The organism is Sphingobium sp. B12D2B, assembly GCF_025961775.1.
Lineage (GTDB): Bacteria > Pseudomonadota > Alphaproteobacteria > Sphingomonadales > Sphingomonadaceae > Sphingobium.
Genome location: NZ_JAOQOH010000001.1, coordinates 2,162,097 through 2,179,331, shown reverse-complemented (window position 1 = coordinate 2,179,331; position 17,235 = coordinate 2,162,097). Strand labels below are relative to the sequence as shown.

At 64.1% G+C, this 17,235-nt stretch carries 11 protein-coding genes; 5 read left to right on the top strand and 6 right to left on the bottom strand.

Annotation, left to right across the window (positions count from 1 at the left end):
- Window positions 1-35 precede the first annotated feature (35 nt).
- The 4 genes from bamA (at window position 36) to rpmE (ending at window position 4,146) form a co-directional block, all read left to right on the top strand.
- On the top strand, window positions 36-2,648 hold the full coding sequence (gene bamA / locus M2335_RS10320) for an outer membrane protein assembly factor BamA (protein ID WP_413716141.1): 2,613 nt from the start codon (window positions 36-38) through the stop codon (window positions 2,646-2,648).
- Complete coding sequence (locus M2335_RS10315) at window positions 2,648-3,319, top strand: OmpH family outer membrane protein (RefSeq protein WP_264572649.1); 672 nt, start codon at window positions 2,648-2,650, stop codon at window positions 3,317-3,319. The genes bamA and M2335_RS10315 overlap by 1 nt, the downstream gene beginning before the upstream one ends.
- 6 nt (window positions 3,320-3,325) lie before the next feature.
- The gene (gene fabZ / locus M2335_RS10310; RefSeq protein WP_264575947.1) at window positions 3,326-3,808 is read left to right on the top strand and encodes a 3-hydroxyacyl-ACP dehydratase FabZ; all 483 of its coding nucleotides are present in this window, start codon (window positions 3,326-3,328) and stop codon (window positions 3,806-3,808) included.
- 110 nt (window positions 3,809-3,918) lie between these two features.
- Entirely contained in the window at window positions 3,919-4,146 is a 228-nt protein-coding gene (gene rpmE, locus M2335_RS10305; protein ID WP_181559464.1) for a 50S ribosomal protein L31, read from the top strand.
- A gap of 103 nt (window positions 4,147-4,249) precedes the next feature.
- Here rpmE and M2335_RS10300 read toward each other — a convergent pair whose 3' ends face one another.
- The 6 genes from M2335_RS10300 to M2335_RS10275 form a co-directional block, all read right to left on the bottom strand.
- Window positions 4,250-5,446 carry a S41 family peptidase gene (locus M2335_RS10300; protein WP_264594624.1) on the bottom strand — a complete coding sequence of 399 codons (1,197 nt, stop codon included), beginning with the start codon at window positions 5,444-5,446 and terminating at the stop codon, window positions 4,250-4,252.
- Between the two features lie 119 nt (window positions 5,447-5,565).
- Complete coding sequence (gene rpoC / locus M2335_RS10295) at window positions 5,566-9,822, bottom strand: DNA-directed RNA polymerase subunit beta' (RefSeq protein WP_181559466.1); 4,257 nt, start codon at window positions 9,820-9,822, stop codon at window positions 5,566-5,568.
- 80 nt (window positions 9,823-9,902) lie between these two features.
- Window positions 9,903-14,075 carry a DNA-directed RNA polymerase subunit beta gene (rpoB, locus tag M2335_RS10290; protein ID WP_264594623.1) on the bottom strand — a complete coding sequence of 1,391 codons (4,173 nt, stop codon included), beginning with the start codon at window positions 14,073-14,075 and terminating at the stop codon, window positions 9,903-9,905.
- Window positions 14,076-14,439: 364 nt separating this feature from the next.
- A complete protein-coding gene (locus M2335_RS10285; protein ID WP_264570129.1) occupies window positions 14,440-14,991 on the bottom strand; it encodes a superoxide dismutase family protein in 552 nt (183 codons plus the stop codon).
- Window positions 14,992-15,050: 59 nt separating this feature from the next.
- Window positions 15,051-15,713: a purine phosphorylase gene (locus M2335_RS10280; RefSeq protein ID WP_264594622.1), complete on the bottom strand. Its 663-nt coding sequence runs from the start codon at window positions 15,711-15,713 to the stop codon at window positions 15,051-15,053.
- 5 nt (window positions 15,714-15,718) lie between these two features.
- The gene (locus tag M2335_RS10275) at window positions 15,719-16,282 is read right to left on the bottom strand and encodes an adenine phosphoribosyltransferase (protein WP_264594621.1); all 564 of its coding nucleotides are present in this window, start codon (window positions 16,280-16,282) and stop codon (window positions 15,719-15,721) included.
- Between the two features lie 152 nt (window positions 16,283-16,434).
- Between M2335_RS10275 and M2335_RS10270 the strand changes: the two genes are divergently transcribed.
- Complete coding sequence (locus tag M2335_RS10270; RefSeq protein ID WP_264594620.1) at window positions 16,435-17,226, top strand: hypothetical protein; 792 nt, start codon at window positions 16,435-16,437, stop codon at window positions 17,224-17,226.
- The last annotated feature ends 9 nt before the right edge of the window (window positions 17,227-17,235 follow it).

The following is a 17,235-nucleotide window of genomic DNA, read 5'->3' as shown; positions in this document are numbered from 1 at the left end:
GCACCATCCTGGCGGGCTTCGGGTCCGTGCCGGCGATGGCACAGGCCACCGGAAGCGCCACAGCGCAGCCGGCCCCCGCGCTGCCCTCCGCGCCTGCGGTTCAGCCGGTGACCGCCGAAGAGCGCACCATCTCCGCCATCACGGTGGAAGGTGCCCAGCGCCTCGAGGGGGATACGGTCCTCTCCTACACCAAGCTGCGGATCGGCAACAAATACACACGCGAGACGCTCGACGAGGCGCTGCGCGAGCTTTACGCCAGCGAGTTGTTCTCGGATGTGCAGATCCGCGACAATCAGGGCGCGCTCACCATCCAGGTGACCGAGAACCCGGTCATCAATCGCATCGTGCTGGAGGGTAACAAGCGCCTCAAGGACGACAAGATCCTCCCCGAAATCCGCATGGCGCCGCGGCAGATTTACACCCGCTCCAAGGTGCGCGCGGATGTCGCCCGGATCATCGAGCTGTATCGTCGCCAGGGTCGGTTTGCAGCGGTCGTCGATCCCAAGCTGGTCCAGCTGGACCAGAACCGCGTCGACATCGTCTACGAAATCACGGAAGGGCCGAAATCCAAGGTCCGGCAGATCAACATCATCGGCAATGACAAATTCTCCGATGGGCAGCTGCGCAGCGAGATGGCGACCAAGCAGTCGCGGTGGTTCCGCGTCTTCTCGTCCGGCACTACCTACGATCCCGACCGTCTTGCCTATGACCAGCAGAAGGTCCGTCAGTTCTACCTGACGCAGGGCTATGCCGATTTCCGCGTCGTGTCGGCGGTGGCCGAGCTGACATCGAACAAGCAGGACTTCATCATCACCTATGTGGTGGAGGAAGGCGACCGCTACAAGTTCGGTGACGTGACCGTGCAGAGCGATATTCGCGACCTCAGTTCCGAGGGCCTGTCCCGCTCGCTGCGGATGAAGAAGGGCGACTGGTACAACGCCAAGGCCGTGGAAGACACGGTCGAGCAGCTCAACCAGACCGCCGGTCTGTTCGGCTATGCTTTCGCCGACGTGCAGCCCGAGTTCAATCGCAGCCGCGAAGACCTCACCATGGGCATCACCTTCCGCATCGCCAACGCGCCGCGCGTCTATGTCGAGCGGATCGATATCAACGGTAACACGCTGACGCAGGACAAGGTGATCCGCCGGGAGTTCCGTCTGCACGAGGGCGACGCGTTCAACACCTTCCAGGTCCGCCGCTCGCAGGACCGGATCAACTCGCTGGGCTTCTTCCAGGAGCGTCTGGAGATCGACCAGAAGCCGGGTTCCGCGCCCGACCGCATCGTGCTGGAAACCAATGTTGAGGAAAAGGCGACCGGTGAGCTTCAGCTTTCCGCTGGTTTCTCGAGCCTTGAGCGCTTCATCCTCTCGGCATCGGTCACGCAGCGCAACTTCCGCGGCATGGGCCAGGAACTGCGCACTTCGGTCAATTATTCGAGCTACTCAAAGTCCGTGAACGTCGGCTTCACCGAGCCCTACTTCCTGGACAAGAACATCGCGCTGGGCGGCGATATCTTCCGGCAGGATACGAACTCGTTCAACTACCTGTCCGGTAATGACCGCAACACGTTGTACAGCCAAGTCCGCACCGGCTTCCAGTTGCGCGCCGGTCTGCCGATTACCGAATATCTGTCGCTGGCGCTGCGCTACGGCCTCTCATTCGAGGACGTGACGCTGGACAAGGCCAACTATTATTCCGACCGTGAGCAGGCCGGCAACTTCCAGTGCGACCCTCTGCGCGCAAGCCAGTACCTGTGCGATGCCATCGGCAAGCGCACCACGTCGTCGATCGGCTATTCGTTGATCTACGACATGCGGGACAACCGCATCCGTCCGACGCGCGGGCACAGCATCACGTTCAGTCAGGACTTTGCCGGTCTGGGCGGTAACGTCCGTTACCTGCGCAACCGTCTCTCTGCCGATAAATACTGGCCGCTCGGCGGCGGCTTCATCTTCTCGGTGAAGGGCGAGGCTGGCTACATCCATTCGTTCGAAGATGGCGCGGGGCCGAATTCCGACCCCGTCCGCCTCGTCGATCGCTTCTTCCTGGGTGAGCCGCAATTGCGCGGTTTCGATATTCGCGGCGTCGGGCCGCGCATCGTGCGCAAGCCTTATCTGTACGACGAGAATAATAACGTCATCGGACTGAGTGAAAATCGTGACCAGTGGTCCGATGACGCTCTGGGCGGCCGCGCTTACTATCTCACGCACTTTGAGATCGAGATTCCTCTCGGTGCCGGCGCGCGCGACATGGGCCTGCGTCCGTCAGTGTTCATCGATGCCGGTGCCGTCTTCGGCGTCCGTCGTCCGAACTTGATCGACCTGCCCCAAAACATCGATTTCCCCATCCGGGATGCCAGCGGCTTGAGGCAGTGCATCACACCTGCGACCGACACGACCGCCAGTTCGCTTTCGTCCATTCCCGATGGCGCTAGCTGTCCTTCCGGTACGACGCCTTACGTAACGTCGATTGGCGGCTTCAAAGAAGTCTTCCTCGGAGACAGCCCCAAGCCCCGCGTTTCGGTCGGTTTCGGCGTGAACTGGAACTCGCCCTTCGGTCCGTTCCGGATCGATATCGCCAAGGCCCTGGTGAAGGTCGAAGGCGATGATACCAAGCTTGTAACCTTCAACATAGGGACACAATTCTGATGCGTAACTCCATCTTTTCCGCTGTTGCGCTCGCAACGGCATCGGTCGCGGCCCTCAGCGTTTCCGCGCCGGTTTCCGCACAGGTCAAGCAGGCGATTGCCGTTGTCAACATCGACGAGGCGATTGGCCAGTCCAGCGCGGCCACCACGGCCAGCCAGCAGATGCAGGTGACCTACAAGTCGAATATCGACCAGATCAACACGCGTCGCACCGCGCTGCAGACCGAGATTCAGCAGAAGCAGACGGCGCTGCAGACCGCGGCGCAGGCCGCTGGCCAGAACCCGCCCGCTGCCACGCAGACCACCCTGCAGAACCAGTATAACGAGCTACAGCGTCGCGCGCAGGAAGCGCAGGCAGAACTGCAGCGTCTCGAGCAGCCGCTCCAGCTCGCCCGTGCCTATGTGCTCGAGCAGATCGGCGCCAAGCTGCCCGAGGCCATGCGCAACGTGATGACCAAGAACAAGATCGACCTGCTGGTGAAGGCGGAAGCCGCAGAAGCCTTCCAGCCCACGGCGGACGTCACCCGTCTGCTCGTGCAGGAGATTAACGCACTGGTACCGTCCGTCAGCATCACGCCGCCGCAGGGTTGGCAGCCCGGTGGTCAGCAGCAGCAGCAGCCTGCCGCTGCAGCGCCGGCTGCGCGCACGCCGACAGCTGGCGAAGGGCGCTAATCACCGATGAGCGAAGCGGAAAGCACAGGGGCTGAACAGAGCGGCGGACTCGATATCCGTGGCGTGCTGGCAGCCTTGCCGCATCGTTACCCGTTGCTGCTGGTCGACCGTGTGGTCTCGATGGTTCCCAAGACCTCGATCCACGCGGTCAAGGCCGTGTCGATGAACGAGCAGTTCTTCCAGGGGCATTTCCCCGGGCGTCCGATCATGCCGGGCGTTCTCATCGTCGAGGCGATTGCCCAGGCCGCCGGCATCCTCGCCGTCGAGTCCCTCGGGCTCGCCGGCACGGGCAAGCTCGTTTATTTCATGACCATCGAGGGCGCGAAGTTCCGTGCGCCTGTCGAGCCGGGGCATCTGCTGGACCTCCATGTCGAGTTCACGCAGCTGCGCGGTTCGGTCTGCAAATTCTCCGGCAAGGCCAGCATCGACGGCAAATTGTGCGCAGAAACAAACTGCGTCGCGATGATCGCCGATCCGCCGAAGGACTGAGCGGGACACAAACCCCGCAGAGCCTTGCCAAGCCGGCCCTTTCCCGCTAAGGGCCGCGCTTCCCTAACGCCCCGGACCGGTCGGAAACCGGTCATTTCAGGAGCCGACACATGAAAAAAGACACGCATCCCGAATATCACCTCATCACCGTGCAGATGACGGACGGGACCAGCTTCCAGACCCGCTCGACCTGGGGCAAGGAAGGCGACACGATGACGCTGGAAATCGATCCGACGTCGCACCCGGCATGGACCGGCGGTCAGCGCCAGCTCGATCAGGGCGGCCGTGTTGCCCAGTTCAACAAGCGCTTCGGTGGCCTCACGCTCAAGAAGAACTGAGCGGTTCCACCCAACGTTTGAGAGGAAGGCTCCGATTTTCGGGGCCTTTTTCTTTGTCAGGAGCGCCGACGGAGGCCTGGCCGCGCCCGCATAATGCTGACCGTCAGCGCGCTGTATCCATCGGGACCGGCTCGGGCTGGAAAGCTTCCCTGGGCGTCCCATCGACAGCGTAAAGGCGCTCGGTCGGCAATTTGATGATCACGCCGGATTTGGGCAACGCATGATCGTAGATCGCGCCTAGGAGCCCCGCCATCCTGCTGCCTTGCACGCGCGCGCCTATGGCATGCAGGCCTATCGCCAGGCCTTCGCCCATGCTCCCCGTCCAGCGCGAGACCCGCACGAGGACCGGGCCGGCATGATGCTTCCCAGCCCGTGGTAGCACCTGCTCGATCCACTGCCGCGCAATGCCGGTCTCGCGCTCTTCGACGGGCAGGTTGTGAATTTGATAGGCGGTGGGCTGGGTGACGAACCAGCCCATGACCGCCCGCGCGACCGTCGTATTGCCGCCGCTGGCAGTGTCTGTCAGGTCGAGGATGATCGGCTTGCCCGGCGTCAGCGCCGCCATGGCCGCATCGAAGGCTGGGATCGTGTCATCGCGCCCGAGGGAATCGTGAAAGCGGATGATCGCCGCGCCGCGGGCGTCCTCGGTAACCGAGAGCGGCGGCATGTCCCGATGCTTGAGGGCGTACAGATTGGGTAATTCCACCGTGCGCGGTGACCTGCCGCCGGCCTTCACGGTCAGCTGTCGCGGCCGGTCGCGACGGCCCGCCGCGAGCACGCGCGCGGCATAGCCGGCATCGCCTTCGCCCGGCGCGACGCCGAGGTCGGTCCAGAACGCGTCGACCGCTGCCTGTACAGGCGTTCCGGCAATGGCGATCAGCTCGTCGCCGGCTTGCACACCGGCCTGTTCCGCCGGGCTGCCGGCCCGGACCTGCTCAATACGATAGCCAGCGCCGCGCCGCTCGATCCACAGGTCGCCATAGCTTGGGAAAACCGCCCAGCTGTTGGAGAAGGAGGCCCCCGTGATTGCATGATGGTCGGCGAGAACCATGAGGGCGCGTTCTGCAAGGCGGATGAGGCCATCCTCATCGCGGACCGCCTCGGCTTCCGCCTGGAGCCGGGAGGGCAGGCGATATTCGCCGCCTGCAAGGCGCTCGGGATAGGCATAGGTTTCCGCGATGATGCCCGGAAGTGCACGGGCATCCTCCTGATAGGGATTGGTCTGTCCCAGCGCGCCACTGGCAGAGAGGGCGAGGGCGCCCAAGGTTAGGGCAAGGCAGCAGAGCCTCAGTTTCAGCATCATGTGTCCTGCGGCCAAGGGAGTCGATGCCACAGGATATCGCGTCGGACATCCAAGCAAAAGGCCCGCCGGATCGCTCCGGCGGGCCTCTCTATTTTCTTCCTGAAAGGACCTGATGCTTAGTTCATGTCCTCGGTGGTGAAGTCCTCACCCTGCACCTTGCCGAGCGGATCGTCGCCGATGGCGGCTTCCACGGGCTGGCGCAGCTCGGCCTCATGCTCTTCGGCGGCGGTCTGCGGCGCGACGAGGTGAACCTCGTTGGCGGCCCGCATGGCGGCGCGGAGCGCAGCATCGCGGCTGTTCGCGGCGATCCGCATCCGGTTCATCGAGGAGCCGGTGCCGGCCGGGATCAGACGCCCGACGATCACATTCTCCTTGAGGCCGATCAGCGTGTCCTTCTTGCCCTGAACGGCCGCCTCGGTGAGGACGCGGGTCGTTTCCTGGAAGGAGGCAGCCGAGATGAAGCTGCGGGTCTGCAGCGACGCCTTGGTGATGCCGAGGAGCACGGGCTTGCCGAAGGCCGGCTGCTGGCCAGGCGCGAGGCGGGCGTTCACTTCGTCCATTTCCTCGCGATCGACCTGCTCGCCTGCCAGCAGCGTGGTGTCGCCGCCGTCGGTGATCTCAACCTTCTGCAGCATCTGGCGAACGATCACCTCGATGTGCTTGTCGTTGATCTTCACGCCCTGCAGTCGATAGACCTCCTGGATCTCCGCGACCATATATTCCGAAAGCGGCTCGATGCCGAGCACTTCGAGAATGTCGTGGGGATCGGGCGAACCGCCGATCAGGTTGTCGCCACGCTTCACGTAGTCGCCTTCCTGAACGTCGATCACCTTGCTCTTGGGGATCAGATACTCGACCGGCTCGCCGCCATCCTCGGGGAGGATCGCGATCTTGCGCTTGGCCTTATAGTCCTTGAGGAACTGAACGCGGCCCGAGACCCGTGCGATGATCGCATTGTCCTTGGGCTTGCGCGCCTCGAACAGCTCCGCCACGCGCGGCAGACCGCCCGTGATGTCGCGGGTCTTGGCAGCCTCGCGGGAGACACGGGCCAGCACGTCACCAGCCTGCACCTGCGCACCATCCTCGACCGAGAGCGTCGCGCCCGGCGCCAGAAGGTAACGCGCTGCCTCGCCGGAGGCATCGTCCAGCAGGGTCAGGCGCGGACGCAGATCGTCCTTGGAACGGGACGGGGCACGATATTCGGTCACCACGCGCTGCGTGATGCCGGTGGCCTCGTCCGCCTGTTCGGTCAGCGTCTTGCCGTCGATCAGGTCCTGATACTTCACGATACCCGGCTTCTCGGTGATCACCGGCTGCGTGAACGGATCCCACTCGGCGATGCGGTCGCCCTGCTTCACCTTGGCGCCATGCTTGAACAGGATGGCGGCACCATAAGGCAGGCGATGGACCGCACGCTCGCGGCCTTCATCGTCGATGATCGCCAGTTCGCCATTGCGGGCCAGCGACAGGTTACGGCCGTGCTTGTCCGTGATGGTCGGCATGTCGCGCAGCTCGATCGAACCGTCGGAGACGGCCTCGAGGTTGGACTGCTCGTTGAGCTGGGCGGCACCGCCGATGTGGAAGGTCCGCATCGTCAGCTGCGTGCCCGGCTCACCGATCGACTGGGCGGCGATCACGCCGACAGCCTCACCGATGTTCACCGGCGTACCGCGGGCGAGGTCACGTCCGTAGCACTTGGCGCACACGCCCATCTTGGATTCGCAGATCAGCGGCGAGCGGATCTTGACCGCCTGAACGCCGATGGCCTCGATCTTGGCGACCATTGCCTCGTCCAGCAGCTCGCCCTCGGGGACGATGACCGAGCCATCCTTGCTGTCCACAATGTCCTCGGCCGTGGTGCGACCGAGCACGCGCTCGCCGAGCGATGCGATCACGCTGCCGCCCTGGATGATGGCCTTCATCTCCAGCGCCTTCTGCGTGCCGCAATCCACCTCGACGATGGTGCAGTCCTGGCTCACGTCGACCAGACGGCGGGTCAGGTAACCCGAGTTTGCCGTCTTGAGCGCCGTGTCGGCCAGACCCTTACGGGCGCCGTGCGTCGAGTTGAAATATTCAAGAACGGTCAGGCCTTCCTTGAAGTTCGAGATGATCGGCGTCTCGATGATCTCGCCCGACGGCTTGGCCATCAGGCCGCGCATACCGGCCAGCTGCTTCATCTGCGCCGGGGAACCACGGGCACCCGAGTGGCTCATCATGTAGATCGAGTTGATCGGCTTCAGGCGGCCCGTATCCGGGTCCTGCGGCATCGAGCGAATCTCGTCCATCATGGCGTTGGCCACACGGTCACCACAGCCCGACCAGGCATCGATCACCTTGTTGTACTTTTCCTGCTGGGTGATCAGGCCGTCCTGATACTGCTGCTCATAGTCGGCAACCAGCGCCTTGGTCTCATCGACCAGAGCCACCTTGCTGTCCGGAATGATCATGTCGTCCTTGCCGAACGAGATGCCGGCCTGGAACGCGTGGCGGAAGCCCAGCGCCATGATGGCGTCGGCAAACAGCACCGTGTCCTTCTGGCCAGTGTGACGATAGACCTCGTCGATCACGTCGCCCACGTCCTTCTTGGTGAGCAGGCGGTTGACGGCGTCGAACGGCACCTTGTGGCTCTTGGGAAGGCACTCGCCGATCAGCATACGGCCCGGCGTGGTTTCCACGCGGCGCATGTAGGTCTCGCCATTCTCATCCGTCTGCGGCACGCGGCTGATGATCTTGCTGTGCAGCGTCACCGCCTTGGCGAAGAGGGCCTGGTGGACCTCCTGCATGTCGGCGAGGATCATGCCTTCGCCCGGCTCGCCGGCCAGTTCCATCGACAGATAATAGATACCCAGCACCATGTCCTGCGAGGGCACGATGATCGGCTTGCCGTTGGCGGGCGAGAGGATGTTGTTGGTGGACATCATCAGCACGCGCGCTTCCAGCTGGGCCTCAAGGCTCAGCGGAACGTGAACGGCCATCTGGTCACCGTCGAAGTCGGCGTTGAACGCGGCGCAGACCAGCGGGTGCAGCTGGATGGCCTTGCCCTCGATCAGCACGGGCTCGAACGCCTGAATGCCGAGGCGGTGGAGCGTCGGGGCGCGGTTCAGCAGCACAGGGTGCTCGCGGATCACCTCATCGAGGATGTCCCAGACTTCCTTGCGCTCCTTCTCGACCCACTTCTTCGCCTGCTTGAGGGTCATGGAGAGACCCTTGGCGTCGAGGCGGGCGTAGATGAACGGCTTGAACAGCTCGAGCGCCATCTTCTTGGGCAGGCCGCACTGGTGCAGCTTGAGCTCCGGACCGGTCACGATGACCGAACGGCCGGAATAGTCGACGCGCTTGCCGAGCAGGTTCTGGCGGAAGCGGCCCTGCTTACCCTTGAGCATGTCGGAGAGCGACTTGAGCGGACGCTTGTTGGCACCGGTGATCACGCGGCCACGACGGCCGTTGTCGAACAGGGCGTCAACGGCTTCCTGCAGCATGCGCTTTTCGTTGCGAACGATGATGTCCGGCGCACGCAGCTCCATCAGGCGCTTCAGGCGGTTGTTGCGGTTGATGACGCGACGATAGAGATCGTTGAGGTCCGAGGTCGCGAAGCGGCCGCCATCCAGCGGAACCAGCGGGCGCAGTTCCGGCGGAATGACCGGCACCACGTCGAGGATCATCCATTCCGGGCGGTTGCCGGAATCGATGAAGCTTTCCACGACCTTGAGGCGCTTGATGATCTTCTTGGGCTTCAGCTCCGACTTGGTTGTCGCCAGCTCTTCCATCAGCGCCTTCTGCTCGCCCTCGAGATCGAGGTCCATGAGCATCTGCTTGACCGCCTCGGCACCGATGCCGGCGGAGAAGGCGTCCTCACCATATTCGTCCTGGGCTTCGACCAGCTCGTCCTCGTTGAGCAGCTGATACTTCTCCAGCGGGGTGAGGCCCGGCTCGATGACGATGTAGCTCTCGAAGTAGAGGACGCGCTCAAGCTGCTTGAGCTGCATGTCGAGCAGCAGGCCGATGCGCGAAGGCAGCGACTTCAGGAACCAGATGTGGGCAACCGGCGCGGCCAGCTCGATATGGCCCATGCGCTCGCGGCGGACCTTGGAAACGGTCACTTCCACGCCGCACTTTTCGCAGACGATGCCCTTGTACTTCATGCGCTTGTACTTGCCGCACAGGCACTCATAGTCCTTGATCGGGCCGAAGATGCGCGCGCAGAACAGGCCGTCACGCTCGGGCTTGAACGTGCGATAGTTGATCGTCTCCGGCTTCTTGATCTCGCCGAAGGACCAGCTGCGGATGCGCTCGGGCGACGCAATGCCGATCTGGATCTGGTCGAAGGTTTCCGGCTTGGCCATCGGATTGGCGAAGGTGGTCAGTTCGTTCATGTCTCAATTCCCTGCAGAGGGCTGAAGTTCGTAAAGGGGCGAAGGGGAGGGGCGCCGCGCGAGCAGCGCCCCTTTTCCCATTATTCCGCCGCCTCGGGCAGTTCGTCGTCGCCATCGCTGTCGGAGAGGTCTTCCAGCGCCGCCAGCTCCACATTGAGGCCGAGCGAGCGCATTTCCTTCACGAGCACGTTGAAGCTTTCCGGAATGCCGGCCTCGAAGGTGTCGTCACCCTTGACGATCGCCTCATAGACCTTGGTACGGCCGACCACGTCGTCGGACTTGACCGTGAGCATTTCCTGCAGCGTGTAAGCTGCACCATAAGCCTGCAGTGCCCAGACCTCCATCTCACCGAAGCGCTGACCACCGAACTGGGCCTTACCGCCCAGCGGCTGCTGGGTGACGAGGCTGTAGGGGCCGATGGAACGGGCGTGGATCTTGTCGTCCACAAGGTGGTGCAGCTTGAGCATGTAGATGATGCCCACCGTCACCTTGCGGTCGAACGCGTCACCGGTCCGGCCGTCATAGAGCGTGGACTGGCCCGACGTATCGAGCCCTGCCAGCTGCAGCATAGCGGAAACGTCGGCTTCACGCGCACCGTCGAACACCGGTGTCGCGATCGGAACGCCGGTCACGAGGTTGGAAGCGAGCTCGATGACCTGCTCAGCCGAGCGGGACTTGATCTCGTCCGCATAATCCTCGCCATAGACGGTCAGCAGACGCTCCTTCACCGCTTCCGGCATTTCACCGCCGGTTGCGTTCGGGTTGGCCTCGCGCCAGTCGCGCAGGGCATGCTTGATCTGCTGGCCAAGGCCGCGGGCGGCCCAACCAAGGTGCGTCTCGAAGATCTGCCCGACGTTCATGCGCGACGGCACGCCCAGCGGATTGAGCACGATGTCGACCGGGGTGCCATCCTCCAGGAACGGCATGTCCTCGACCGGCAGGATGCGCGAGATGACGCCCTTGTTGCCGTGACGGCCGGCCATCTTGTCGCCCGGCTGCAGCTTGCGCTTCACCGCGACGAAGACCTTGACCATCTTGAGCACGCCCGGGGGCAACTCGTCGCCGCGTTGCAGCTTCTCGACACGGTCCTCGAACTTCTCGACGATGACCTTCACGGCCTCGTCATACTGCGTCTTGACCGCTTCGAGCTGCGACTGGCGGGCATCGTCCGCAACTGCGAACTTCCACCATTCGTGACGCTCGACCTCGGAGAGCAGCTCCCCGGTGATGTCGATGCCCTTCTTGACGCCCTTGGGTGCTGCCGTGGCCGTCTGGCCGATCAGCATCTCGCGCAGGCGGTTGAAGGTGGCGCGATTGAGGATCGCGCGCTCGTCCTCGCGGTCCTTGGCGAGACGGTCGATTTCCTCGCGCTCGATGGCCATCGCGCGCTCGTCCTTGTCGATGCCGTGCCGGTTGAACACGCGCACCTCGACGATCGTACCAGCCACGCCCGGCGGCAGGCGAAGCGAGGTGTCGCGCACGTCGCTGGCCTTCTCGCCGAAGATGGCGCGGAGGAGCTTCTCTTCCGGCGTCATCGGGCTTTCACCCTTGGGCGTGATCTTGCCGACGAGAATATCGCCAGGCTCCACCTCGGCGCCGATGTATACAATGCCCGCCTCGTCGAGGTTGCGCAGGGCTTCCTCGCCGACGTTGGGGATGTCGCGGGTGATGTCTTCCGGCCCGAGCTTGGTGTCGCGGGCCATCACTTCGAACTCCTCGATGTGGATCGAGGTGAAGACGTCGTCCTTCACGATCCGCTCGGAGATCAGGATGGAGTCCTCGTAGTTGTAGCCATTCCAGGGCATGAACGCGACGAGGCTGTTGCGGCCCAGGGCCAGTTCGCCCAGCTCGGTCGAGGGACCGTCGGCGATCACGTCGCCAGCCTTCACATGCTCGCCCACTTTCACCAGCGGACGCTGGTTGATGCAGGTATCCTGGTTGGAGCGCTGGAACTTCATCAGCGTGTAGATGTCGACGCCGGACTTGCCGGCCTCGATCTCTTCGGTGGCGCGGATCACGATGCGGGTGGCGTCCACCTGATCGACGATGCCCGACCGCTTGGCCGCGATGGCGGCGCCGGAGTCGCGCGCAACCGTCTCTTCCATGCCGGTGCCGACGAACGGCGCTTCAGCCTGAACGAGCGGCACGGCCTGACGCTGCATGTTCGATCCCATGAGCGCGCGGTTGGCGTCATCGTTTTCCAGGAATGGAATGAGCGATGCGGCAACGGAAACGAGCTGCTTGGGGCTGACGTCCATCAGCGTGATGTGGTCGCGGGGCGCCATCAGGAACTCGCCGGCCTCACGGGCGGAGATGAGATCTTCGGCGAAGGTGCCGTCCGGGTTCACTTCGGCGTTGGCCTGCGCGATCGTGTGCTTGGCCTCTTCCATGGCGGAGAGGTACACGACCTCGTCCGTCACCTTGTTATCGATGACCTTGCGATAGGGCGTCTCGATGAAGCCGTACTTGTTGACGCGCGAGAAGCTCGCCAGCGAGTTGATCAGACCGATGTTCGGGCCTTCCGGCGTCTCAATCGGGCAGATGCGGCCATAATGGGTTGGGTGAACGTCGCGGACCTCGAAGCCGGCGCGCTCACGGGTGAGACCACCCGGGCCCAAGGCCGAAACGCGACGCTTGTGCGTGATTTCGGAGAGCGGGTTGGTCTGGTCCATGAACTGCGAGAGCTGCGAGGAGCCGAAGAACTCGCGCACCGCGGCCACGGCGGGCTTGGCGTTGATGAGGTCGTTCGGCATCACCGTCGAGACGTCGACGCTGGACATGCGCTCCTTCACGGCGCGCTCCATGCGGAGCAGGCCGACGCGATACTGGTTCTCCAGCAGCTCGCCGACCGAACGCACGCGGCGGTTGCCGAGATTGTCGATGTCGTCGATCTCGCCCTTGCCGTCCTTGAGGTTCACCAGTTCCTTGACCACGGCGAGGATGTCCTCGCGGCGCAGCGTCGTGATGGTGTCCTCGGCGTCGAGGCCAAGACGCATGTTCAGCTTCACGCGGCCCACGGCCGAGAGGTCATAGCGCTCGCCGTCGAAGAACAGGCCTTCGAACAGGGCTTCGGCAGTCTCGCGCGTCGGCGGCTCGCCGGGGCGCATGACGCGGTAGATGTCCGAGAGCGCGTGGTCGCGGTCCTCGGCCTTGTCGACCTTGAGCGTGTTGCGGATCCACGGACCCGTATTCACATGGTCGATGTCGAGCAGTTCGAGGCGGTCGATGCCGGCCGCATCCAGCTTGGCGAGGTTCTCGGGCGAGACCTCGTCGCCGGCTTCGATGTAGATCTCGCCGGTGCTCTCGTTGATGAGGTCATAGGCGCTGTAGCGACCATAGACTTCCTCGGTCGGGATCACGAGCGCTTCCAAGCCGTCCTTGGCAGCCTTCAGCGCCGCACGCGGGCTGATCTTCTGCCCGGCCGCGAACACCACTTCGCCGGTCTTGGCGTCGATGATGTCGAAGGTGGGCTTGAGGCCGCGCCAGGCGTCCGCCGTATAGGGGATCTGCCAGCCATTCTCGCCGCGCACATAGGTGACCTTGTTGTAGAACTCGCCGAGGATTTCCTCGCTGTTCAGGCCAAGCGCGAAGAGCAGGGCAGTGACCGGTAGCTTGCGCTTGCGGTCGATACGCACGTTCACGATGTCCTTGGCGTCGAACTCGAAGTCGAGCCAGGAGCCGCGATACGGGATCACGCGCGCGGCGAAGAGATACTTGCCGGAGGAGTGGGTCTTGCCACGGTCATGGTCGAACAGGACGCCCGGCGAGCGGTGCATCTGGGACACGATGACGCGCTCTGTACCATTGACGATGAAGGTGCCGTTGCCGGTCATGAGCGGCATGTCGCCCATGTAGACATCCTGCTCCTTGATATCGAGAACCGAGCGGGTCTCGGTGTCCTGATCGACTTCGAAGACAATCAGGCGGAGCGTGACGCGCATCGGCGCGGCGTAGGTGATGCCGCGCTGACGGCATTCCTCGGTGTCGTACTTGGGATCTTCCAGCTCATAGTGGACGAAGTCCAGCTCGGCCGTGCCGGCAAAGTCGCGGATCGGGAAGACGCTGCGCAGCGTCTTCTCAAGGCCGGACACATAGCCGATTGCGGGATTGGACCGCAGGAACTGCTCATAGCTTTCGCGCTGAACCTCGATGAGGTTCGGCATTTCCACGACCTCGTGGATGTTGCCGAACACCTTGCGGATGCGCTTGGTGGCGCTTTCGCCGGGCTTGATGGGGAGAGCCTTGGTTGCCATGCCAGAGATACCTGACCTTCCTGCGTGTTGTGGTCCCGATAATATTTTTCGCATTGCAGCGAAAATTCAGCCTTTTGCTGCGTCTGCGCACCTCGATTCGAGGGCTGCGAGCACGCAAAAAAGTGCGGGCCGGGGCTGTCCGATCCGCACTTGAGCGTCATATGAACCTCGCCGTCACCCCATATGTGATGCATGTCGTGCGCAACGCGTCATGCTTGCCCGGGTAGCGGAAGGCGACTGGCGGGCAGATACCCGACCAATCCGAATGACCAGCGATATAAGGCCATCGCGCGGCATTGCAAGGGGCTTACGGCCCGCTGCAATGCCTTTGCGGCGCCGGTCGGAGACGAACCCAGATCTGCGATCAGGATTCCTTGCGGTAGAACACGCCGCACATCACCCGGCCGCCGCTGTTACCGGTGGGATCGGTGCGCATATCGTCGGCGTCTGCGTGGATCACCAGCGCCGCGCCATCGTCGTCCAGTAGGGTTGCCATGTTGGTGTGCGCCATGAACGTCACCTTGGCCGCGCCGCGTGCGTCAGCCGTGACCATCGGCAGGTCGCCGGCATGGGGGCCTTGCGGGTTCTCGGTGCCGTGCTGCTTGCTTTCGGGGTTGAGATGACCGCCGGCCGATACGAAATCGGGCAGGGTGCATTTGCCGATGGCGTGAATGTGCATCCCGTGCGCGCCCGGCGTCAGCCCGCGTGTCACCTCGACGCTGCCGCGCATATGGCCGTCTTCCGGCACCAGCGTCGCGACACCGGTGCGGTTGCCCTGGCCATCATAGAGGATCGCTTCAGCGAACGGCTCGGGCGTGGGCATCGGCCCCGCCGGGGCCTTGGCGCCGCAGCCCTGCAAGGCCAGGCAGAAGCCGGTGGCGGTGAGGAGGAGGGGGGAAGCAGCAAAATGAGCCATCATGTCTCTCTGTGTTGGGGCGATGCAGTCGGCGTAATCTAGCGTGTTGTCCGGCGAGGTCAAAGCAGGTCAAGCGCCCGTTCCATGGCAAGCGCCGCCCGGCGGGAAGCGGCGCGGAGGTTGGCGTGGAAATCCCCCGCGCTGTCGGGATTGGCGTCGTCCGTCGTCGCCTTGATGCCGCCCCAGGGGAGGCCGCACAGGGCGGCATATTGGGCGAGCGCGCCGGTTTCCATGTCGACGATGTCGGCATCCAGCGCAGCCACGAGATGGGCGGCATAGGCGCCATCCTCGATGAATGCGTCACCGCTGGCGATGCAAGCATGGGGCAGGGCGCTCCCGGGATCGGGCATGGCCGCATAAGGCGTGACATTTGCAGGCCCCATCGGCCAGGCGCCAGCGGGATAGTGCACGAAGGCATCCGGGCGACGCGCGCCATAATCATGCTGGACGGCGCGGGCGAGCCAGAAGCAATCGCCGGCGAGGGCGCTCAGCTTGCCGGCCGTCCCGAGGATCATCAGCATATCCGCTGCGTGGAGCGCGTGCAGCCGCGCGGCGGCGGCGGCGATGTTGACCTTGCCGATCCCGGTCGTCGCGATGTGCACCAGATGGCGCCCGGTGTCGACGCGGCGCACCAGCGGCCAGTCGCCGTCCAGCCTGTCCCCCGCATCCGGCAGGAAGGCATCGGCCTCTTCGGGCAGGGCGGCGAGCATCAGGATGCGCATGCGTCTCAATGCCCTTCAAAGGTGATGAGGGAGAGGGGCGTGATGCCCACGTCCCTGAGGCGTTCCGCGCCGCCCAACTCTGGCAGGTCGATCACGAACGCCGCCTGATCGACAATGGCACCTTCGCCCCGCAGCAAGGCGGCGCCGGCGAGCGCGGTCCCGCCGGTCGCCAGCAGGTCGTCCACCAGCAGCACCCGTTGCCCCGGCCGCACGGCGCCCTGATGCATTTCGATCCGGTCGGTGCCATATTCGAGCGCATAATCGATGCCGACCGTCGCGCCGGGCAGCTTGCCGGACTTGCGCAGCATCAGCTTGCCCTTGCCGAGCTTGTAGGAGAGCCCGGCTGCGACGATGAACCCGCGCGCCTCGATGCCGGCGACGAGGTCGACCTGCGCTGGATCGACCAATGCCGCGATCCGGTCGATCGTCGCCCGAAAGCCCTCGCCATCCAGCAACAGGGTCGAAACGTCGCGAAACTGGATGCCGGGAATCGGATAATCCGGGATGGTCCGCACCAGCGCTTTGAGATCGTCATTGTTCGTCGTGGTCAGAGAAGATGTCTCGGCCATGATGATGTGTCCCTTCGATAATCGGCTGGCGCAGGCCGCACGTGTCGGCGCAAGGATCGGGCGGCACAGGGCGCCTTGTGTCCCTCACGCTTTACATTGGCGCGACGATATGCTGATCGCAGTCTGTCCCGAAATGGGTCGGTGGGGTCATAATGAGATTGCCTGTTGTCTTTCCAGGGATGGCGTCGATCGCCTGCCTTCTCGCCGTGAGTCCGGCGGCAGGGCAAGCGGAAACTGCGTTTGCCCGGGCAAGCTCCAGCCTTATCGATCTCCAGAAGCTGACCAGCCTGCTGCTCCCGCCTGCCTTCGGGCAGGATAATCAGGTGCGGGCGCCGATGCTGATCGCCAATGAGGTGCGGCCCGAGAGCCAGGACCGTCTGGCCCAGCCCTCCGCGCGGCCGGAGTCGCGCGACCGCCTCGCCCGGCCGGTGAGCGAACTGCCAGCCTATCGCCCGGAGAGCCGCGATCCCTTGGCGCGCTCCTATGAGGATGTGCGCAAGGCGCGCCCGGAGTTGCTGGACTCTGGTTCAAAGGCGGTGGCTCTGGCGCAGGATGTCGCGCCGGCCAACGAGGGCGCTGCCACCGCGCTTTCCATGAATAGCGCGGATGGGCCACCCGTGCCGATCGCGCTGTCCGCAGTGCCGATGGGCGCCGGGCCGGCGGGCCCCACCTTGCAGCGCACGCAGGGCAAGGCCGAGGGGCTTGGTCTGGCGCAATATCTTTCCGCGCCATGGCAGCAGATCGGCTTCATCGCCGGCCTGGTTTTGTTGGCCAGTCTGCTCTTCTGGCGGCTCGGGATGCGCGGGCGGCAGGGGCCATTGGCCCTGACCGACTATGGACGGGCCGATCGCTCCGCTGCCCGAGAGGAAGGCGACCGGGCGCGCTACCCGACGCTGCGCGAAGCCATCGAGGCGATGAAGGCCGAGGCTGCCACACGCCGTTGATCGGCCTCC